Below are 21,136 nucleotides of genomic sequence, written 5' to 3' on the forward strand. Positions count from 1 at the left end.
CGGCCACTATATTAAGCGTCGTCAAAGGCATAACCGTTACAATGGGAGCCCATTTTCGCAACATTTTATTCGCCATGACTGACAAGCGTCCAACGCTCTCCCTGAAACCCAAGGCCAAGCCGGCGTCCGACCGCCGCGGCGCCGGCGCAGCAGGCCGCAAGCCGGCCCAGGCCGCCGAGCGCGCGCAACCACGCGCACAGGGACAAGGGCAGGGCAGTCAGGGGCAAGGCGAACGCGCACCGGCCCAGCCGGCATCGGCGTCCGGCTATCAGTTGAAGCATCACGTCGTGCGTCCGCCGCGCGAAGAGCCGCGCCTGCGCGCCAGTCATGAAGTCAAAGTTGCGCCGCAGCGCGACTACAAGCCCGACCTCAAATCCGACTCGCTGGCGCTGGCGCTGCTGGGCGCGGCCAGCGCTGTCGCCCGCGTGCAGGGCGGCATGGCGCTGCCGCAGGCACTGTCGATCGTGTTTGGCGCCTATGACGTCACGCCGCAAACGCGCGGCGCGATCCAGGACATTGCCTACCGCACGATGCGCCAGCTGGGCCGCAGCGAAACGCTGCTGGGCCTGATGACGAGCAAGGCGCCCGAGCCGCCGATGCTTGGCGCCTTGCTGTGCGCGGCGCTGTCGCTGCTCGACCCGCCCGAGGGCACGCCGGCCCCGTATGAGGCGTTCACCGTGGTCGACCAGGCCGTCACCGGCGCGGCGGCGCACCCTGATTTTGCGCATGCCAAGGCAATGGTCAATGCGGTGCTGCGCCGCTTCCTGCGCGAGCGCGAGTCGCTGGTCGAAGAAGCGCTGCGCACGCCGCTGGCGCGCTGGAATTATCCGCAGTGGTGGATCGACACGGCGCGCGCCGCCTACCCGCGCGACTGGGAAGCCGTGCTTGCTGCCGGCAACGCGCATCCGCCACTGACGCTGCGCGTGAACCGTCGCCGCCAGGATGTCGCCGCGTATCTGCAGTCGCTGCAGGATGCGGGCCTGGACGCCGAGCAGGTGGGGCCGCACGCGGTGCGCCTGGCGCAGGCGATCAATGTGAGCCAGATTCCCGGCTTTGCCGAGGGCGTGGTGTCGGTGCAGGATGCCGGCGCCCAGCTGGCCGCGCCGCTGCTCGACCTGCAGGACGGCATGCGCGTGCTCGACGCGTGCGCAGCCCCTGGCGGCAAGAGCGGCCATATCCTCGAGACGGCGAACGTCGAACTCACGGCCGTCGACACCGATGCGCTGCGCCTCGGTCGCGTGGGCGACAACCTCGGCCGCCTGGGCCTGGCCGCGCAGCTCGTCACGGCCGATGCCGGCGCGACCGACTGGTGGGATGGCCGTCAATACGACCGCATCCTGGCCGACGTGCCGTGCACGGCGTCGGGCATCGTGCGGCGCCACCCGGATATCCGCTGGTTGCGCCGCAAGTCGGATACATCCCAACTTGCAACACTTTCAGCCAAAATACTCGACAACCTTTGGCAGATGCTGCTGCCGAATGGTAAATTGCTATTCGTGACATGTTCGCTCTGGCCCCAGGAATCGGAGGCGCAGGCGGCTGCCTTCGCGGCCCGCCACGACGCGGTCCGCCTCGATGCGCCGGGCCAACTGCTGCCCGTCGGTGGCGCCGGACAGGATCATGACGGTTTGTTCTACGCCCTGTTCCAGAAGAAAGCGGCGTGAAGTTCTTTTCACTACGCGCATTATTTAAGGCCCCGGCTCCCCCGTGACGTTACGATTTTTCCGCCTTCTCGCCTGTCAGTTGTTGCTGGCGATCGCGTGCGTTGCCATGGGCACGCCGGCGCAGGCGGCCGACGACATCGAAATCACCCGCGCAACCATCGAAGCGAGCGACGATGGCTACCGCCTCAACACGGCCTACAACTTCGAGCTGAACCACGGCCTGAAGGACGCGATCCAGCACGGGGTCCAGCTGCACTTCACCACCGAGATCGAACTCACGCGCCCGCGCTGGTACTGGCGCGACGAAAAGGCTGTCTCATTAAAACGCACCATCCGCATTTCGTACGACGTGCTCACGCGCCAGTATTACGTGGTCGTGGTGGGCTCGTTCCAGGAACGTTTCCAGACCTTTGAAGACGCGATGTTCATGATCCGGCGCCCGACGCGCTGGCTGATCGCGCCCAAGGGCACGCTCAAGGCCGGCGAAGTCTACGAAGTCTCGCTGCGCATGTTCATGGACCGCGAGTACCTGCAAAAGCCGTTGCAGGTCAATGCCTTCAACGACTCGGACTGGCGCCTGACCTCCAGCCGCAAGACGTTCACCTACCGTGCGGAGTGAAGTGATCAGCGGTGGGGTGCGTTACGCGCTGATCGTTGGCGGCGCCATCGTCTCGATCCTGCTGTTCCTGCTGGCCGGCGCATCCGACAACTCGGGCTTCTTCGGCCGTTACTACAGCTGGCTCCTTGGCCTGACTGCCGCGATGGCGTTCCTGCTCCTGATCGTCGTGGTCGTGGCGCTGGGGCGCCTGTATTCCCGCTACAAGGCCGGCAAGTTCGGCTCCCGGCTCATGGCGCGGCTGGTGCTGCTGTTTGCCGGCATCGGCATCCTGCCTGGTCTCGTCATCTTCATCGTGTCGGTGCAGTTCGTGTCGCACTCCATTGACTCGTGGTTCGACGTCAAGATCGAATCGGCCATCGAATCGGGCCTGAACCTGGGCCGCGCCGCGCTCGACGAATCGCTGTCCGAACTGGGCGCCACCGCGCAGACTGCCGCCGCCACGCTGGCAGGGCAGAGCGACATGACCGCGCAACCGGTGCTCGCGCGCCTGCTGGCTGACACCAGCGGCCTGCAAAGCGTGATGCTGGTCGACGCCAACGGCGCCGTGTTGTCGGCCGCCACCGAAGACCGCGGCGCCAATCTGGCGGCCGATGCACCCAATGAACGCATGCTGCGCAGCGCCGGCATGCCTGGCGGGTATGCCCAGGCCGAGGGCGGTGTCGGCCCTGCCGATGCGGGCGACGAGGCCGCAGACGGCGCTTCGAATGCGCTCGACGCCGTGACCGGCCTGCGCCTGCGCGTGGTGATGGCCGTGCCCGAACCGCCTGGCGTGCAGCAGCGCTACCTGCAACTGCTGCAGGCGGTGCCGGTGGGCCTGGCCTCGAACGCCGAGGTGCTGCGCTCGGCCTCCACCGAATACCGGCTGCGCCTCGAAGCGCGCACGGGCCTGCGCAAGATGTACATCGTGACCTTGACTCTGACGTTGCTGCTGGCGATCTTCGGGGCGATCGGCAGCGCCTTCCTCATCGCCGGCAACCTCGCGCAGCCGCTGCTGGTGCTGGCCGAAGGCACGCAGGCAGTGGCCGAGGGTGACCTGTCGCCGCGCCCGATCGTCGAGACCAACGATGAACTGGGCACCTTGACCCGATCCTTCAATGCGATGACGGGCCAGTTGTTCGAAGCCAGGAGCGCCGTGGAGCGCAACCGCGCCGCGCTGCAAAGCGCCAAGGCCCACCTGGAGTCGGTGCTGGCGAACATGTCGGCCGGCGTGATCGTGCTCGATGCCGAAGGCGTGGTGGTCAACTCGAACGATGCGGCGTACCGCATCCTGCAGGTGGAGCCGGGCGCGATGGCGGGGCCGCTGAACCGCATCGCCGGCCTCGAACATTTTTCGAACACGGTCACGCGCTCGTTCTCGGCGCAAAGTGCCCACGTGGCGGCCGAGCGCCGCAAGCGCGCGCACTGGCAGCAGCAGATCGAGATCCCGCGCGACGCCCAGCGCAAGACCGGCGCAGCCGACGAACAGGAGCACGACATCGTGCTGCTGGCGCGCGGCTCGCGCTTGCCGGTGGGCGCCGACAGCGGCTTCATCGTCGTGTTCGACGATATCTCGGACGTGATCACGGCCCAGCGCTCGGTGGCCTGGGGCGAGGTGGCGCGCCGCCTGGCGCACGAAATCAAGAACCCGCTCACGCCGATCCAGCTGGCGGCCGAGCGCATGCAGATGAAGCTGGCCGAGCACCTGCCGCAAGCGCAAGCCGACCTGCTCCAGCGCGGCACGACCACGATCGTCAATCAGGTCGACGCGATGAAGCGCATGGTCGACGACTTCCGCGACTATGCGCGCACGCCGCCGGCGATGCTCGACCAGCTCGACCTGAATGGCCTGATCGCCGAGATCCTCAGCCTGTACCTGGCCGACGACGGCAGCGACATCATTCATGCGAACCTCGCGCCGGACCTGCCGCGCGTGATGGGCGACGCGACCCAGTTGCGTCAGGTGATTCACAACCTGGTCCAGAACGCGCAGGATGCGCTGGTCGAGCGCGGGCCGGATGCGCCGGCGCCGCGCGTGGACATCACGACCGAGGCGATCCAGTACACGGGCGCCGGCGGCCTGGCCGGCACCGCGGTGCGGCTGGCGATCGTCGACAACGGGCCCGGTTTCGCGCCCCGCATCCTGGCGCGCGCGTTCGAGCCGTACGTGACGACCAAGGCGCGCGGCACGGGTCTTGGCCTCCCGATGGTCAAGAAAATCATCGATGAACACGGTGGCCGGATCGATGTCGGGAACCGCAGCGATGGAACTGGCGCAGCAGTGTCGATTTTGCTGTTAAAGTTAGCTCCCGAAGCAAGCTTGGCTTAAGGACAACTGAACAAGCGGCTGCGTGTTGCCTTGCCAATCGCACCGCCTGGCAGTGCACTGCGCCGTGTTTGTCAGTACAGTGCGTTTTTCCGGCCGATCGTGGCTCCGCTCGTAATGGTTTTTCGAACTCCCCTTCAGTGCAAAAAACTTATAAAATTGCACACACGTCGGGTAGAAGATCAGGAAGGTAGAAGAGATGGCGAACATACTGGTAGTTGACGATGAAATGGGAATCCGGGAGCTGCTCTCCGAGATTCTCGGTGACGAAGGTCATGCCATCACCCTGGCCGAGAACGCGCAGCAAGCGCGTGAGGCGCGCGCGGCCGGCGCCCCGGATCTCGTGCTGCTCGATATCTGGATGCCTGATACCGATGGCGTCACGCTGCTCAAGGAATGGCAGCGCGACGGCCTGTTGACCATGCCTGTCATCATGATGTCGGGTCACGCGACCATCGACACCGCAGTCGAAGCAACGCGCATCGGCGCGCTGAACTTCCTCGAGAAACCGATCGCGCTGCAAAAGCTGCTCAAGGCCGTGCAGCAGGGCCTGAGCCGCGCGCAGGAAGTCGCACGTGCGCCGATGGCACCACCGCGCCCGATCGCACCGAGCGTGCCAAGCATGGCGCTCGATGGCGGCGGCGCGGCATCCGCATCGGCCTCGCCATCGGCGCCGATGTTCGCATCGGCCAATACACAGCCGGGCGCCGGCGCGGCCCTTGGCAACGGCGCGCGCATGGTGCATGCGATGTCGCAGGGCGAGGGCACCGGCTACACGCTGTCGTTCGACCTGCCGCTGCGCGAGGCACGCGATGCGTTCGAGCGCATGTACTTCGAACACCATCTGGGCCGCGAAGGCGGCAGCATGACGCGCGTGGCCGAAAAAACGGGCCTGGAGCGCACCCACTTGTACCGCAAGCTCAAGCAGCTGGGCGTCGAGCCGGGCAAGCTGGCCAAGAAAGGGGGCTGATGGCCCGCGCGGCCACCAGTCTCGTTACCGGTTCGACGGCGGCGGCGCGCGAAGGCGCTATTGCGGCGCTCCTGGCCGCGCCGTTCGATGCAGCGTCTGCATCCGTCAGCAGCCTCGCGGCTGACGGACCAGCCTCTTCCGCAAGCCGCCTGCCGGCACCCGCCATTCCGTTCGACGCCGTCATCCTCGAAGGCCTGGGCGTGGCGGCCACACCTCTTGAAACCGGTCCCGGCCTGCAGGTCATGCGCATCGCGCCGGGCTGCCTGTGCTGCGACGGCAATCTGGTTTTGCGTGTAACATTGAATCGTCTGCTGCGCCAACGCCCTCGGCGCCTGTTCATCGGTCTGGCGAGCAGCGAACACCTTGATCAGTTGCGATCGTGGCTTGCAGCACCGCCATACGATCAGCTGTTGGCCCTGGAACCGACCGTGCACGCCTGAGTTTTACGGGTGCGTTCACTTGAAATCCAGCTGGCCAGCCCCACCTCTTTATCGAAGTGAACAGCCTGCCATTCGCCGCCATCCGGCAGGTTGGCACCAACTTTCTGATCGAAGGAGTCAACATGAACATGATCTATAACAGTGAACAGTACAGCGTCGTCGAATTCGGCGTCGACCGTGAACTCGAAGCACTGCGCTTTGGTGGCTTCGAGATCGTCGACAAGGCCGGCCGGCGCGAAGCGTTCATCGGCGGCCGACTCGCGCAATCGTTCCGACGCGATGTCAACAACCTGATCGCCAGCGAACCGACGATGGAAGAAATCGACGAGTTCCTGGGCGAGTACGACACCCTGATGAGCCAACCGGTGGTGCTGCATTAAGCCGCTGGTGAAGTACCTGCCGCGCCATCGCCAGCCAAGGTGATGGCGCTCTCATTTCAGTAGCATACGAAGCTGTACCCATGTGCCAGTTACTTGGAATGAACTGCAATGTCCCCACTGACATTGTCTTTTCTTTTACCGGCTTCGCCCACCGCGGCGGCCACACCGATACCCACCACGATGGCTGGGGGATCGCGTTCTTCGAAGGGACGGGCGTACGCCACTTCGTCGATCACCAGGCGGCAGTCGCCTCGCCGATCGCCGAGCTGATCAAACGTTACCCGATCAAGTCCACCAACGTCATTGCCCATATCCGCAAGGCCACCGTCGGCCAGGTGGCGCTGGAAAACTGCCATCCATTCGTGCGTGAATTGTGGGGCCGCTATTGGGTGTTCGCCCACAATGGCGACCTAAAGGCGTTCGCGCCCGTGCTCGATGGCGCATTCCGACCGGTCGGCACGACCGACAGCGAGCTGGCCTTCTGCTTCCTGCTGCAAAGCCTGCGCCGCGAGTTCGGCGACACGGCACCCACGCGCGCCGCGCTCGCTGGCGCACTCGAGCGCATCATTCCCGACATCGCCGCCCATGGCACCTTCAACATGATGCTGTCCGATGGCACCGCGCTGTACACGCATTGCTCCACCAAGCTGTGCTACGTCGTGCGCAAGCACCCGTTCGTGACGGCCTGCCTGTCGGACGAAGACCTGTCGGTGGACTTTTCGCAGGTGACGACGCCCGATGACCGGGTCGCGATCATCGTGACTGAACCGCTGACGACGAACGAGGCATGGACCCATTTCGCGCCGGGTGAACTCAAGGTGTTTGTCGATGGCTTGCCGCAGGATGTCGCGACCTTGGCAACGGCTTGATCGTTCCCCAACATTCTCACAAAAAATTTACGCTAGGAAACCCAACTGTCATTGGGATGCGGTAAAGTAGATCGGTTGCCGCGATATTGAGAATGATATGACCGATACAGCCCGCCTCGACGAGGCATCCCAGCCACTGCGCATGCGCAATTTCTTCCTGGCGCGCCAGCCGGTGCTGGACCGTAACCAGGCATTGTATGGCTACGAACTGCTGTTCCGCGGGAGTGCCCAAGGGCCGGCAGAGTTCGAGTCCGGGCTATCGGCCAGCGCCAGCGTCATCCATCATGCGTCCCAGCTCGGCCTGCCACGCGCGATTGGCGATGCGACGGCGTTCATCAATGTCGACAAGGATGCGTTGATGAGCGATATGTTTGCGTTCATGCCGCGCGAGCGCACGGTGCTGGACATCGTCAGCTCGGTCGAGCCCGATGTCGACGTCATCGAGCGCATGACGCACCTGGCGTCGCATGGCTTTCGCTTTGCTGCCGAAGCGTCGGCCCACGGCGCGGCGCTGTCGCGTTTCTTGCCGGTGATCGATTTCGTCAAGATGGATCTGCGCGCGCTGCCGCTCGTGACGATGCTGTCACTCGCACCGCGCCTGCGCAACACCGGCAAGCGGCTGGTGGCGGCGAAGGTCGAGAACCTCACCGAATACCGGACCTGCCTGGACGTCGGCTTCGACTATTTCCAGGGCTATTACTTTGCCAAGCCATCCGTGATCGCGGGGCGCAAGCTGTCGCCATCGCAGACGACGGTGCTCGACCTGATGAATCTGATCACGTCGGATGCCGACAATGCCGAGATCGAGCAGGTGGTCAAACGCGAAGTGACGATTGGCCTGAACCTGCTGCGCCTGGTGAATACGCCGGCAGTGGGGGCAGGGCGCCGCATCGAATCGATCAGCCAGGCCTTGAACCTGCTGGGCCGGCGCCAGTTGCAGCGCTGGCTGCAGATCCTGCTGTTTGCCGAACCCGACGTGCGCGGCCACAGCCAGAGTCCGCTTCTGATGCTGGCCACGACCCGCGCGCGCCTGATGGAGCTGCTGGCCCAGCGCATGCGCCCGGCGCAGCGCAACGTCGCCGATATCGCGTTCACGGTCGGCATGATGTCGCTGATGGACACGCTGTTCTGCATTCCGATGCGCGACATCGTCGAACAGATCCCTGTGATCGACGAAGTGCGCGCCGCGCTCCTGAACCGCACGGGCTTCTTTGGCGAACTGCTCAAGCTGGCCGAATCGATCGAGCGCATGGACGATGAGCAGGACGATATGCTCGCCGGCCTGAAGTCACTGGCCTTCGACGGCGACGATCTGGCCGAGCTCGAAGTAGCCGCATTCGAGTGGAGCGACAAGGTAGTACGCTACGCGATCTGACGCCACCAGAACATCACCCGAACGGGCCGCCAGGAAACTGCCGGCCCGTTTCACATCCCGCCACAGAAAAGCAATTGCCCAACAATTAGGGTCAGAGTCGAATTGTTTGACAACTTTTCCAATTTGCACGACCCCGAATGGCAGAGCCCGTTGTCAAAGAGATCAATTGCTCAATAATTCGACTCTGACCCTAATTAAAATTAGTGATATCAGGAAAAATTACTAATTAATTCTACTCTGACCCTCATTGGGTCAGGAGAGGTTGGGGGCCAGGTGGCGTTCGATTTCTTGTTTGTCCATGTTGCGGCGGGTGGCCATGTCGTCGACCTGGTCGTTGCCGATCTTGCCGACGACGAAGTACTTCGAGTCGGGGTGGGCCAGGTAGAAGCCGGAGACGGCGGCGCCGGGATACATGGCGTAGGACTCGGTCAGTTGCATGCCGATTTCTTCGGCTTGCAGCGTGGCGAACATGTCGGCTTTGACTGTGTGCTCGGGACAGGCCGGGTAGCCCGGGGCGGGGCGGATGCCCAGGTATTTTTCGGCGATCAGCGCTTCGTTGCTCAGGTCTTCGCCGACGGCGTAACCCCACAGGTCGGTGCGCACGCGTTCGTGCAGGTATTCGGCGAACGCCTCGGCCAGGCGGTCGGCCAGCGATTTGAGCATGATCGACGAGTAGTCGTCGTGCGCCGCTTCGAAACGCTGCTCGTGCTTTTCGATGCCCAGGCCCGCTGTTACGGCGAACATGCCGATGTAGTCGGCGACGCCGCTGTCTTTCGGCGCGATGAAGTCGGCGATGCACTGGTTCGGGCGCTGCTCGCCGTTCACCATGGGTTTCACGCCTTGCTGGCGCAGGCCGTACCAGGTCAGCGCCACTTGCGAGCGTGATTCGTCGGTGTAGATTTCGATGTCGTCGTCATGCACCGTGTTCGCCGGCAGCAGCGCGATGACGCCGTTGGCCGACAGCCAGCGGCCTTCGATGATCCGCTTGAGCATCGCCTGGCCTTCGGCAAACACCTTGCTCGCGGCGTCGCCCACCACCGCATCGGTCAGGATGCCGGGGAACGGGCCGGCCAGGTCCCAGGTCTGGAAGAACGGGCCCCAGTCGATGTAGCGCGCGATCATGCCCAGGTCGACGTTCTTGAAGATGCGACGGCCAATGAACTTTGGTTTTACCGGTGCGAATGCGAGACGTGCCTTGTTGGCGCGGGCCTGTTCCAGCGTGAGCATCGGCAGCGCCTTCTTGCTGGCGTGCTGGATGCGGATGCGTTCGTAGTCCTGCGCCAGCTCGATGATGTAGGCGTCGCGCGTGTCGTCCGTGACCAGCGACTGGCCGACCGACACCGAGCGCGATGCATCCGGCACGTACACGACCGGGCCGTCGTAGAACGGCGCGATCTTCACGGCCGTGTGCGCGCGGCTGGTGGTTGCGCCGCCGATCAGGAGCGGCATCTTGCGGTCGCGGAAGTACGGATCGCGCTGCATCTCGCGCGCCACGTGCGCCATCTCCTCTAACGATGGCGTGATCAGGCCCGACAGGCCCACCATGTCGGCGTTTTCTTCTTTCGCACGCGCGAGGATGTCGGCGCACGGCACCATCACGCCCATATTGACGATCTCGAAGTTATTGCACTGCATGACGACCGAGACGATGTTCTTGCCGATGTCGTGCACGTCGCCCTTGACGGTGGCGATCACCATCTTGCCCTTCGGCTTGGAGACGATGCCGGTGCGCGCTTCTTCGAGCGCTTTTTCTTCTTCGATGAACGGCACCAGGTGCGCCACGGCCTGCTTCATCACGCGCGCCGACTTGACCACCTGCGGCAGGAACATCTTGCCCTGGCCGAACAGGTCGCCGACGATGTTCATGCCGTCCATCAGCGGGCCTTCGATCACGTGGATCGGGCGGCCGTTCGCGGCCAGCACCTGCTGGCGCATTTCTTCGGTGTCTTCGACGATCCACTGCGTGATGCCGTGCACCAGCGCGTGCGCTAGGCGCTGCTCCACCGTCGCTTCACGCCACTCGAGGTTCTGTTCCTGCTTGTTGCCGCCGGCCTTCAGGGTGCCGGCGATCTCGATCATGCGCTCGGTGGCGTCCTTGCGGCGATTGAGCACGACGTCCTCGACGCGCTCACGCAGTTCGGGCGCCAGGTTGTCGTAGACGCCGACCATGCCGGCGTTGACGATGCCCATCGTCAGGCCCGCCTTGATCGCGTGGTACAGGAACACGGTGTGGATCGCTTCACGCGCCGGATCGTTGCCGCGGAAGCTGAACGACACGTTCGACACGCCGCCCGAGATCTTCGCGTACGGCAGATTGTCGCGGATCCACTGGCACGCCTGAATAAAGTCGTTGGCGTAGTTGTCGTGTTCTTCGATGCCGGTCGCGATTGCGAAAATGTTCGGGTCAAAAATGATGTCTTCGGGCGGGAAGCCCACCTGCTCGGTCAGCACTTTATAAGCACGCGCGCAAATCTCGGTCTTGCGCGCGAACGTGTCGGCCTGGCCCTGTTCGTCGAATGCCATCACGATCACGGCCGCACCGTAGCGGCGGCACAGGACCGCCTGGCGAATGAATTCTTCTTCGCCTTCCTTCATCGAGATCGAGTTGACGATCGCCTTGCCCTGCACGCACTTCAGGCCCGCCTCGATCACCGACCACTTGGAGGAGTCGATCATCACCGGCACGCGCGAGATATCGGGCTCCGATGCGATCAGGTTCAAAAAGCGCGTCATGGCCGCCTGCGAGTCGAGCATCGCTTCGTCCATATTGATGTCGATGACCTGGGCGCCGTTCTCGACCTGCTGGCGCGCGACCGACAGCGCCTCGTCGAACTGCTCGTTGAGGATCATGCGCGCAAACGCTTTCGAGCCCGTCACGTTGGTGCGCTCGCCGACGTTGACGAACAGCGACGACTCGTCGATGGTGAACGGCTCGAGGCCCGACAGGCGCATCGCCACCGGGATCTCGGGGATCTTACGCGGCGCGTGCTGCTCGAGGATGGTCGCGATCGCGTTGATGTGCTCCGGCGTCGTGCCGCAGCAGCCGCCGGCGATATTGATGAAGCCCGCATCGGCGAATTCGCGCAGCAGCGCGGACGTGTCTGCTGGCAGCTCGTCAAAGCCCGTGTCGCTCATCGGGTTGGGCAGGCCGGCGTTCGGGTAGATGCAGACGAACGTGTCGGCGATGTTCGACAGCTCTTGCGCATAGGGGCGCATCAGGGCGGCGCCCAGTGCGCAGTTCAGGCCAATGGTCAGCGGCTTGGCGTGACGCACCGAGTTCCAGAAGGCCGGCACGGTCTGGCCCGACAGGATGCGGCCCGAGGCATCGGTCACGGTGCCCGAGATCATCAGCGGCAGGCGCGGCACATCCGGGTGTTCGTCGAAGTACAGGTCGATCGCAAACAGCGCCGCCTTGCAATTGAGCGTATCGAAGATCGTCTCGACCAGCAGCACGTCGGCGCCGCCGTCGACCAGGCCGCGTACCTGCTCATGGTACGACGCGACCAGCTGGTCGAACGTCACGTTGCGCGCCGCCGGGTCGTTCACGTCGGGCGAAATCGAGGCGGTCTTGGGGGTCGGGCCGAGCGCGCCGGCGACAAAGCGCGGCTTGTCCGGCGTCGAGTACTTGTCGCAGGCAGCGCGCGCCAGTTTGGCGGCCTGCACGTTCATCTCGTAGGCCAGGTGCGCCATGTGATAGTCGTCCTGCGCCACGCCGGTCGCGCCGAACGTGTTCGTCTCGAGCAGGTCGGCGCCGGCGGCCAGGTAGCGCTCGTGGATTTCCTGGATGATCTGCGGCTGCGTCAGCGTCAGCAGCTCGTTATTGCCCTTGACGAACAGTTCGCGCGCGCCGCTGCCTTCGGGCGCGGCAAAGGTTGCAAACCGCTCGCCGCGGTACGCCGCTTCATCGAGCTTGTACTGCTGGATGATCGTGCCCATCGCGCCATCCAGGATCATGATACGGCGCGCGAGAATGTCACGCAGCTGGGTTTCGATCGGCGAGATGGCGTTGGAGCGGGCGTTCATGGTGAGGTCTTTCGAGGAGGGCGGCTTGACAGATGGAGCCTGTTGGGCGGTCTACGATTATACGCCAAGCCGTTGATATCGCTGAAAGTCGGACCCATGTATGTATCCTTTTGTATGTAACACGGCATGTGTTACATGGCGTTACAATTCGCGACTTAGTAGCAATCTTTACGTTACATGGTGAGACGACAATGAAGTCAAGCCACCGCGAGTGGCGTGAACAGATGGGATTACGCATGAACAAAGAATACCGACCGGATTGGGATCAGCCAATTGACAGCAGCACGGACTCAGCAGCATCGTCGAAGCCGCAAGTCGCCAGTAATGGTGTGAAACAGATCGTCACGATCCGTCTGGATGTGGATATGCTGGAATGGTTCAAGACCGCAGGTCCTGGCTATCAGACCCGCATCAACCAGGTTCTGCGTGAACATATGGATGCCCAGCGTAATTCGCAGGCAGAGTAAGCAGTTGCAAGGCGCCGGCGAGGCGCCTTTTTCACGGCGTGAAGACAAAAACGGCAGCCCGCGGGCTGCCTTGTCATATCCGGAGCAGGCGCTTGATTAACTGAACCTCAAGCCTGTCAGCGCAAACCCTTTCAGGAATTCCGCCGCCGCCAGGCGCTTGCCACCCGGTTTCTGCAGCTCGGTCAGGCGCAGCGCGCCTGCGCCGCATGCCACCACGATTCCGCCCGCATCCGCCTGCAGCACCTGGCCCGGCGCGCCGCTGCCTTCAACGGCGTCGGCATGCCAGATCTTGACGGCCACGCCATCGACCACGCCATTCGCACCGGGGAACGGATTGAACGCACGGATCTTGCGCGCCAGGACGTCCGCCGGCAGCGTGAAATCGAGCCTGGCTTCTTCTTTCGTGATCTTGGCCGCGTAGGTCACGCCGCTTTCGGGCTGCGGTGTGGCCACCAGTTCGCCGGCGGCCATCTTGTGCAGCGCCTCGACGATCATGCGCGCGCCCAGCGCTGCTACCTTGTCGTGCAGCGTGCCGGTGGTGTCGGTGGCCTCGATCGGCAAGCCTTCCATCAACAGCATCGGGCCGGTGTCGAGGCCTTCTTCCATTTCCATGATGGTCACGCCGGCATCCACGTCACCCGCCTCGATCGCGCGGTGGATCGGCGCGGCGCCGCGCCAGCGTGGCAGCAGCGAGCCGTGAATATTGATGCAGGGGCGGATGTCGAGCGTGCTGCGCGGCAGGATCAGGCCGTAGGCCGCCACCACCATCACGTCGTAGTCCAGCGCCAGCAGCTGGGCGTGGGCCGCGCGTGCCTGTTCGGCGCGCTCCGGATCCTTGCTGTCGGTGCGCAGCGACAGCGGCTGCGCGACCGGCATGCCATGCGCCAGCGCGTATTGCTTGACGCTGGAAGCCTGCAACTGCATCCCGCGCCCGGCCGGGCGGTCGGGCTGGGTCAGGACCAGCGGCACGGTAAAACCGGCTTCGTGGATCGCACGCAGGGCGACGGCGGCAAATTCCGGCGTGCCGGCAAAGACGACCTTCATCAACGACGCGCGCCGCGCTGGGCCGCTTCGCGTGCCAGGCCGCGCTCTTCTTTCTGCAGCTTGGCCTTGATGCGGTTGCGTTTCAAAGGCGACAGGTATTCGACAAACACCTTGCCTTTGAGGTGATCCATCTCGTGCTGGATGCAGACGGCCAGCAGGCCATCGGCGTCGACCGTGAATTCCTTGCCCTCGAGATCGAAGGCGCGCACCTTGACGCGCGATGGCCGCTCGACGCCGTCGTAGACGCCCGGCACCGACAGGCAGCCTTCGTCGTACACGGCGCGCTCGTCGCTCGACCAGGTGATTTCAGGATTAATGAAGACCATCAGATCGTCCTGCGCTTCGGTCACGTCGATCGTGACGACTTGCTCGTGCACGTCCACCTGGCTCGCGGCCAGGCCAACGCCGGGCGCGTCATACATGGTGTCGGCCATGTCGGCAACCAGCGTGCGCAGGCGCTCGGTGCCGAATTCGGTCACGGGCGTGGCAATCTTGTGCAGGCGTGGATCGGGATAGCGAAGGATGTCGAGTAGGGCCATGATCAGTTCGGATTTCGAGAGGGTGGGTGCGGTTGACGGGGTGCTGGAGCGCAGACAATTTCAGACAGCAAATGCGCCACACGCCCCGCAGGACAAACGCCGGTTTGTCTTGCTAGTTCAGGCAATTGTGTGCAGAATTTGATTCTATACAGCAACCCTTCCGTGGGCGGGGAGCGGTACGTCGTGATGCTTCTGGCGCCGCGGCCAGGCGCAATAGGCGCGCGGCCTGCAATCGTATTCGGATTTACGCTGTCTTAACGCCGGACTTAACGGACGTCTTCAATGAAAAATTTTAGCACAGTCATGGCCCATGCTGCAGCGGTGGCCTTGCTGGCCTGCGCCGCGAGCGGCGCCGCCGTGGCCCAGACGGATACTGCCACCCCGTCGGCGGCCTGCGCGTTCCGCCCCGACGCCCCCGACAAGCACGTCGTTGTCAAGCGCGATACCCTCTGGGATATTTCTGGCAAGTTCTTGCGCAACCCATGGTGCTGGCCCCAGGTCTGGGGCATGAACCGTGATGAAATTCGCAACCCGCACTGGATCTATCCGGGCCAGGTGATCTGGTTCGACCGCGCGCGCGGCCGCCTGTCGTTCAACCGGCCCGGCGAAGATGGCGATGGCCGTGGCCAGCCGCCGCTGACGCGTCTGTCGCCGCAGGTGCGCAGCGAAGGCACGGGCCAGGGCGCGGTGCCGTCGATTCCCGCTGGCGCCATCGAGCCGTACCTGACCCAGCCGCTGGTGGTCGAAGCCGACGAGCTGGCCGGCGCGCCGCGCATCGTCGCCTCGCAGGAAGGCCGTTTCTACCTGGGCAAGGGCGACCGCGTGTACGTGCATGGCGCGCTCACGAGCGACACGGTGTACCAGGTGTTCCGCCCCGGCACCGTGCTGCGCGATCCACAGACCGGCAAGGTGATGGCGCATGAGGCGGCTTTCCTGGGCAGCGTCAAGCTCGTCACCCCGGCCGGCCCCGGCGTCGATGCGCACACCTTCCAGGTCGTCGACACCGTGCGCGAAATGGGCGTGGGCGACCTGCTGGTGCCGCAGCCGCCCACGCCGGTGCGCAACTACGTGCCGCATGCGCCATTGCAACCGATCGATGCGCGCGTGATGTCCATTTACGCCGGCGTGACTTACGCCGGCCAGAGCCAGGTCGTGACTGTCAACCGGGGCGCGGTTGACGGACTCGATGTCGGCGCCGTGCTGCAGCTCTATCATGTCGGGAAGACTGTGGCCGACCCGGCGAGCCGGGGTTTCCTCGGCATGGGGCGTGCCCAGTTGAAAATGCCTGACGAGCAAAATGGCAGCCTGTTCATCTTCCGCGTGTTCAAGAACGTCTCGTACGGCTTGATCATGACGGTGACAGCGCCCGTGCAAGTCGGCGACGTGGTCAAATCACCGGAGTAACCCCGCCGTGCAGGCCACGGATCCCCACCCAACGCCGGACCAGCACGCCACTCCGATCGCCGACTGGCTGCGCCTGGAACAGGCGGCCGGGGTAGGGCGCCGCAGCGTACACGCGCTGCTGGCCGTGTTCGACACCCCCGGCGCCATCCTGCGCGCCGGTCCGCAAGCGCTGGGCGCCCACGTCACGCCGGCCCAGGCGCGCGCCATCTGCGCCCCCGTCACGCCCGCGCTGGCGGCGCTCATCGATGCCACGCTGGCCTGGCTGGCCGCGCCTGACCACCATCTCGTCACGTGCCACGATCCACGCTATCCACCGGCGCTGGCCGAGATTCCCGATCCGCCGCTGCTGTTATATGTCAGTGGCCGCGTGGAATTGCTGGCGCAGCCGCTCGTCGCTGTCGTGGGCAGCCGTAATGCCAGCGTGCAGGGCAGGGTGGATGCCGAGTCGTTTGCCGCCGCGTTGTCAGGCGCCGGGCTGTGCGTGGTGTCGGGGCTGGCGCTGGGGATCGACACGGCGGCGCACGAGGGCGCGCTGCGCGGCGCTGGCTCGACGATCGCCGTCGTCGGCACCGGCCTGGACCGCGTCTATCCGGCACGCAACCGGGCGCTGGCGCACCGGATCGCCGCGCAAGGCTGCATCGTCAGCGAATATCCGCTGGGCATGCCGCCGCTGGCCGCCAACTTCCCGCGCCGCAACCGCATCATCAGCGGCCTGGCCGCCGGCGTGCTGGTGATCGAGGCAGCGGCGCAGTCCGGCTCGCTGATCACGGCGCAACTGGCAGCCGAGCAGGGCCGCGAGGTGTTCGCGCTGCCCGGTTCCATCCATTCGGCGCTGACCAAGGGCTGCCACCGCCTGATCCGCGAAGGCGCGCAACTGGTCGAGACGGTGGACGATGTGTTGACGGCAATGCGGATGTCGCCGCTGGCAGGGCTGCCGCAGGTCGATGCCGCCGCGCCTGCGTCGGAGGACGATGCCATCCTGCTTGGCGCTCTGGGCCACGAACCGGTCGCGCTCGACGCGCTGCTGGCCCGCCTGGCGCTCGATCCGGGGACCCTTGGCGCACGCCTGCTCGAGCTGGAACTGGCCGGCCTCGTGACACAGTTGCCGGGCGGCCGCGTGCAGCGCATCTGGCGTTGACAGCGCCGTGGCAGGGCGTATTTATGACCGACAATGACAGCGGGGTGATGCTTCCCGATCCGTATTATGCCAATGGTATGTGCTTGTTTTTAATCATTATTAATAAGCTGGCTTATTGAACAAGGCTTGGATACAACGGTTTTTCCGTGGTGCGGCGTGGCTGGCGTGCTCCACTTGTGCCTCACGAAGTTTAGCTGCTACAGTAGCGTCACTATGTTCGACATCCTGGTCTATCTCTACGAGACGTACTACCGTCCCGACGCCTGCCCCGAGCCGGCAGCCCTGGCGCGCAAGCTCTCCGCCGTTGGTTTCGATGACATCGAAATCACGGAGGCGCTCGACTGGCTGGGCGGGTTGACCGACGCGCCGCTGCCCGAAACAATCGATGCGTCCACGGGCACCCGTTACTACGTCGACGAAGAATATATCGAGCTGGGCAGCGCAGCGATCGGCTTCATCGCCTTCCTCGAAAGCGCCAAGGTGCTCGGCCCGATCCAGCGCGAAATCGTCATCGAGCGTGCGCTCGCCTGCGACGAATCGCCCATTGCATTGAGCAAACTCAAGATCATCGTGCTGATGGTGCTGTGGAGTCAGGGCAAGGAGCCGGACGCGCTGATGTTCGACGATCTGTTCAGCGACGACGACGAGCAGGAGCCGCGTTTATTGCACTAAATTCGGTGCAATAAGGGTAATAAACGAACGGGGCTGCGCGCCCCGTTTTGTATTTCCGGCCTGTCTGTCTGAATGCACCAGCGTGGGGCGGCCCCTTGCCGGAAGCGCGAAAACCCGCTTATCATTGGCCGCTTCATTCAGGACGTTACCAAACTGGCATGATGGCCAGAATTTCACCGGCGCCGGCCCGAGCATGTATGATGCGCAAGCCCCACACTATATAGACAGTACGACGAGAAACACTATGACCAAATCCCTCATCATCGCCGAGAAGCCGTCGGTCGCGAACGACATCGCCAAGACGCTGGGCGGCTTCACCAAGCACGATGAGTACTTCGAATCGGACGAATTCGTGCTCTCGTCGGCTGTTGGCCACCTGCTCGAAATCGCCGTGCCCGAAGAGCACGACGTCAAGCGCGGCAAGTGGAGCTTCACGCACCTGCCGATGATCCCGCCGTACTTCGCGCTCAATCCGATCGCCAAGACCGAATCGCGCCTGAAGGTGTTGAATCGTTTGATCAAGCGCAAGGATGTGACGACCCTGATCAACGCATGCGATGCCGGGCGCGAGGGTGAACTGATCTTCCGCCTGATCGCGCAGAATGCGAAGGCCAAGCAACCGGTCAAGCGCCTGTGGCTGCAGTCGATGACGGCCGGCGCCATCCGCGACGGCTTCGCCAATCTGCGCAGCGACGAAGAAATGCTGCCGCTGGCCGACGCCGCGCGCTGCCGCTCCGAAGCCGACTGGTTGATCGGCATCAATGGCACGCGCGCCATGACGGCGTTCAACTCGAAAGAGGGCGGCTTCTACCTGACCACCGTTGGCCGCGTGCAGACGCCGACGCTGTCGATCGTCGTCGAGCGTGAAGAAAAGATCAAGAAATTCGTCCCGCGCGACTACTGGGAAGTGCGCGCCGAGTTCGTGTGCGCCGCCGGTATCTACGAAGGCCGCTGGCTCGACCAGAAGTTCAAGAAGGACGAGAACGACCCTGAAAAACGCGCCGAGCGCCTGTGGAGCAAGACCGCGGCCGACTCGATCGCCGCCGCTTGCCGCGGCAAGCAGGGCGCCGTCACCGAAGAATCCAAGCCGACCACGTCGATGGCGCCAGCGCTGTTCGACCTGACCAGCCTGCAGCGCGAAGCCAACGGCCGTTTTGGTTTCTCGGCCAAGAACACGCTGGGCCTGGCCCAGGCGCTGTACGAAAAGCACAAGGTGCTGACCTACCCGCGTACCGATTCGCGCCACTTGCCCGAAGACTATATCGCCACGGTCAAGGAAACGCTGGTCGCGCTGGCCGAAACCAATAACTACAACCAGTTCGCCAAGCAAGTGACCAAGGGCGGCTGGGTCAAGCCGAACAAGCGCATTTTCGACAACACCAAGATTTCGGATCACTTCGCGATCATCCCGACCGGCATCGTCCCGAAAAACCTGTCCGAGCCGGAACAGAAACTGTACGACCTGGTCACGCGCCGCTTCCTGGCCGTGTTCTTCCCGGCCGCCGAATTCCTGGTCACGACGCGCTTTACCGAAGTCTCCGGTCACCAGTTCAAGACCGAAGGCAAGGTCATGACCAATCCCGGCTGGCTGGCCGTGTACGGCAAGGACCTGGGCGACGACAAGGATGGCGCCAACCTGGTGCCGGTGGCCAAGGGCGAGAAGGTTCTGACCGAAAAAATCACGGCCAACGGCCTGGTCACCAAACCGCCCGCACGCTACAACGAAGCGACGCTGCTGTCGGCCATGGAAGGCGCCGGCAAGCTGATCGACTCGGATGAGCTGCGCGACGCAATGGCCGGCAAGGGCCTGGGCACGCCAGCCACCCGCGCCGCCATCATCGAGGGTCTGCTGACCGAGAAATACCTGCTGCGCGAAGGCCGCGAGCTGATGCCGACCGCCAAAGCATCGCAGCTGATGACCTTGCTGCGCGGCCTGGGTGTGAATGAACTGACAGCGCCCGAGCTGACCGGCGAATGGGAATTCAAGCTCTCGCAAATGGAAAAGGGCAAGATCTCGCGTGAAGAATTCATGCGTGAAATCGCCCAGATGACCCAGATCATCGTCAAGCGCGCCAAGGAATACAGCAACGACACGATTCCGGGCGACTACGCGACGCTGACCACCCCGTGCCCGAACTGCGCGAACGTGGTCAAGGAAAACTACCGCCGCTTCGCCTGCACCAAATGCGATTTCTCGATGAGCAAGACGCCGGGCAGCCGCCAGTTCGAGATCAGCGAAGTCGAAGAGCTGCTTGAAAAACGCACGATCGGCCCGCTGCAAGGCTTCCGCTCGAAAATGGGCCGCCCGTTTGCCGCCATCCTGCGCATCGTGCGTGACGAAGAGATCAAGAACTTCAAGCTCGAGTTCGATTTTGGCCAGGACGATGAAGGCGCCGACGGCGAAGGCGTGGACTTTACTGGCCAGACGCCGGTCGGTCCGTGCCCGAAGTGCACCGGCGGCGTGTTCGAAATGCCATTGGCCTATGTGTGCGAACACAGCGTGGCCAAGCCAAAGACGTGCGACTTCCGCAGCGGCCGCATCATCCTGCAGCAAGAAATCCTGCCTGAACAGATGAGCAAATTGCTCAATGAAGGCAAGACCGACCTGCTGCCGGGCTTTGTCTCGCAGCGCACGCGGCGCGCGTTCAAGGCGTTCCTGGTGCGTGGCAAGGACAACAAGATCAGCTTCGAATTCGAAGAGCGCAAGGCCAAGCCGGGCGCCAAGGTCAAGGCGGGCGCTGCCGATGGCGCCGCAGACGCCGAGGCAACGGTCGACGGTGCAGCCGCACCGGTGAAGGCGGCGCGCAAGGCGGCCGCCAAGCCAGCGGCGAAGAAAGCACCTGCCGCCAGGAAGGCAGTGGCCAAAAAGCCGGCGGCCAAGAAAGCGCCTGCCAAGAAGGCGGCGGCGAAATAAGACAGCGCCCACCGGCGTAAAAAAACCGCGGCATGCCGCGGTTTTTTGTTTGTGAGACGAACCGAACGCTGTCAGTCTTGCCATTCCTTCAAGGCGCGAATCGCTGCTTCGCCGTTGTGAATGGCTTGCACGCGCCGCACGACTTCGTTGCGCCACGCTTCATCGGCGTCCTGATCGGGCCCGTCGATGTCCTGCAGCAGCATGTGTAGCACTTGCTGTTTCTCTGTTGCGTTCAGCATCTGGATTTTTTCGGTAATCTCCGTGACCAGGTTTGACATGACGCTTCCTCCCCCATATTTTGATTTGATCATAGCGC

General features: G+C 63.9%; 17 protein-coding genes. 13 read left to right on the plus strand and 4 right to left on the minus strand.

Features of this window, described 5'->3' with window-relative positions:
• Nucleotides 1–74: 74 nt before the first annotated feature.
• The 8 genes from rsmB (at nucleotide 75) to ACZ0AJ_RS00430 (ending at nucleotide 8,619) form a co-directional block, all read left to right on the plus strand.
• A complete protein-coding gene (rsmB, locus tag ACZ0AJ_RS00395) occupies nucleotides 75–1,664 on the plus strand; it encodes a 16S rRNA (cytosine(967)-C(5))-methyltransferase RsmB (protein WP_499453163.1) in 1,590 nt (529 codons plus the stop codon).
• A 43-nt stretch (nucleotides 1,665–1,707) separates the two neighbouring features.
• Nucleotides 1,708–2,283 (plus strand): DUF4390 domain-containing protein, encoded by a 576-nt coding sequence (locus tag ACZ0AJ_RS00400; protein WP_499453165.1) that lies wholly within the window; start codon nucleotides 1,708–1,710, stop codon nucleotides 2,281–2,283.
• Nucleotides 2,284–2,287: 4 nt separating this feature from the next.
• On the plus strand, nucleotides 2,288–4,588 hold the full coding sequence (locus ACZ0AJ_RS00405) for a sensor histidine kinase (protein ID WP_499456697.1): 2,301 nt from the start codon (nucleotides 2,288–2,290) through the stop codon (nucleotides 4,586–4,588).
• Nucleotides 4,589–4,784: 196 nt separating this feature from the next.
• Complete coding sequence (locus ACZ0AJ_RS00410) at nucleotides 4,785–5,555, plus strand: response regulator (RefSeq protein ID WP_183556706.1); 771 nt, start codon at nucleotides 4,785–4,787, stop codon at nucleotides 5,553–5,555.
• Nucleotides 5,555–5,995 (plus strand): GTPase, encoded by a 441-nt coding sequence (locus ACZ0AJ_RS00415; protein ID WP_499453167.1) that lies wholly within the window; start codon nucleotides 5,555–5,557, stop codon nucleotides 5,993–5,995. Before ACZ0AJ_RS00410 ends, ACZ0AJ_RS00415 begins: the two co-directional genes overlap by 1 nt.
• A gap of 122 nt (nucleotides 5,996–6,117) precedes the next feature.
• Nucleotides 6,118–6,375, plus strand: coding sequence for a BTH_I0359 family protein (locus ACZ0AJ_RS00420; RefSeq protein ID WP_183556710.1), 258 nt, complete (start codon nucleotides 6,118–6,120; stop codon nucleotides 6,373–6,375).
• An 80-nt stretch (nucleotides 6,376–6,455) separates the two neighbouring features.
• A complete protein-coding gene (locus ACZ0AJ_RS00425; RefSeq protein ID WP_499453169.1) occupies nucleotides 6,456–7,244 on the plus strand; it encodes a class II glutamine amidotransferase in 789 nt (262 codons plus the stop codon).
• A gap of 97 nt (nucleotides 7,245–7,341) precedes the next feature.
• A complete protein-coding gene (locus ACZ0AJ_RS00430; RefSeq protein ID WP_499453171.1) occupies nucleotides 7,342–8,619 on the plus strand; it encodes an EAL and HDOD domain-containing protein in 1,278 nt (425 codons plus the stop codon).
• A gap of 252 nt (nucleotides 8,620–8,871) precedes the next feature.
• Here the strand turns inward: ACZ0AJ_RS00430 and metH are convergent, their stop codons facing one another.
• A complete protein-coding gene (metH, locus tag ACZ0AJ_RS00435) occupies nucleotides 8,872–12,642 on the minus strand; it encodes a methionine synthase (protein WP_499453173.1) in 3,771 nt (1,256 codons plus the stop codon).
• 236 nt (nucleotides 12,643–12,878) lie between these two features.
• Between metH and ACZ0AJ_RS00440 the strand changes: the two genes are divergently transcribed.
• Nucleotides 12,879–13,109 carry a BrnA antitoxin family protein gene (locus ACZ0AJ_RS00440; RefSeq protein WP_499453175.1) on the plus strand — a complete coding sequence of 77 codons (231 nt, stop codon included), beginning with the start codon at nucleotides 12,879–12,881 and terminating at the stop codon, nucleotides 13,107–13,109.
• A 96-nt stretch (nucleotides 13,110–13,205) separates the two neighbouring features.
• Here the strand turns inward: ACZ0AJ_RS00440 and fmt are convergent, their stop codons facing one another.
• Together fmt and def are read right to left on the minus strand one after the other, a co-directional pair.
• Nucleotides 13,206–14,153: a methionyl-tRNA formyltransferase gene (gene fmt / locus ACZ0AJ_RS00445; RefSeq protein ID WP_499453177.1), complete on the minus strand. Its 948-nt coding sequence runs from the start codon at nucleotides 14,151–14,153 to the stop codon at nucleotides 13,206–13,208.
• Nucleotides 14,153–14,692, minus strand: coding sequence for a peptide deformylase (gene def, locus ACZ0AJ_RS00450; protein ID WP_183556720.1), 540 nt, complete (start codon nucleotides 14,690–14,692; stop codon nucleotides 14,153–14,155). The genes fmt and def overlap by 1 nt, the downstream gene beginning before the upstream one ends.
• Before the next feature lie 282 nt (nucleotides 14,693–14,974).
• Here def and ACZ0AJ_RS00455 point away from each other — a divergent pair, with 282 nt between their 5' ends.
• The 4 genes from ACZ0AJ_RS00455 (at nucleotide 14,975) to ACZ0AJ_RS00470 (ending at nucleotide 20,820) form a co-directional block, all read left to right on the plus strand.
• Entirely contained in the window at nucleotides 14,975–16,096 is a 1,122-nt protein-coding gene (locus tag ACZ0AJ_RS00455) for a LysM peptidoglycan-binding domain-containing protein (protein WP_499453179.1), read from the plus strand.
• A gap of 7 nt (nucleotides 16,097–16,103) precedes the next feature.
• On the plus strand, nucleotides 16,104–17,234 hold the full coding sequence (gene dprA, locus ACZ0AJ_RS00460; protein ID WP_499453181.1) for a DNA-processing protein DprA: 1,131 nt from the start codon (nucleotides 16,104–16,106) through the stop codon (nucleotides 17,232–17,234).
• A 213-nt stretch (nucleotides 17,235–17,447) separates the two neighbouring features.
• A complete protein-coding gene (locus tag ACZ0AJ_RS00465) occupies nucleotides 17,448–17,906 on the plus strand; it encodes a Smg family protein (protein ID WP_183556726.1) in 459 nt (152 codons plus the stop codon).
• A 244-nt stretch (nucleotides 17,907–18,150) separates the two neighbouring features.
• A complete protein-coding gene (locus ACZ0AJ_RS00470; RefSeq protein ID WP_499453184.1) occupies nucleotides 18,151–20,820 on the plus strand; it encodes a DNA topoisomerase III in 2,670 nt (889 codons plus the stop codon).
• 71 nt (nucleotides 20,821–20,891) lie between these two features.
• Here the strand turns inward: ACZ0AJ_RS00470 and ACZ0AJ_RS00475 are convergent, their stop codons facing one another.
• Nucleotides 20,892–21,098, minus strand: a complete 207-nt coding sequence (locus ACZ0AJ_RS00475; protein WP_332532557.1) for an addiction module protein — start codon at nucleotides 21,096–21,098, stop codon at nucleotides 20,892–20,894.
• Nucleotides 21,099–21,136: the final 38 nt, after the last annotated feature.

The organism is Telluria sp. AC161 (assembly GCF_979258535.1).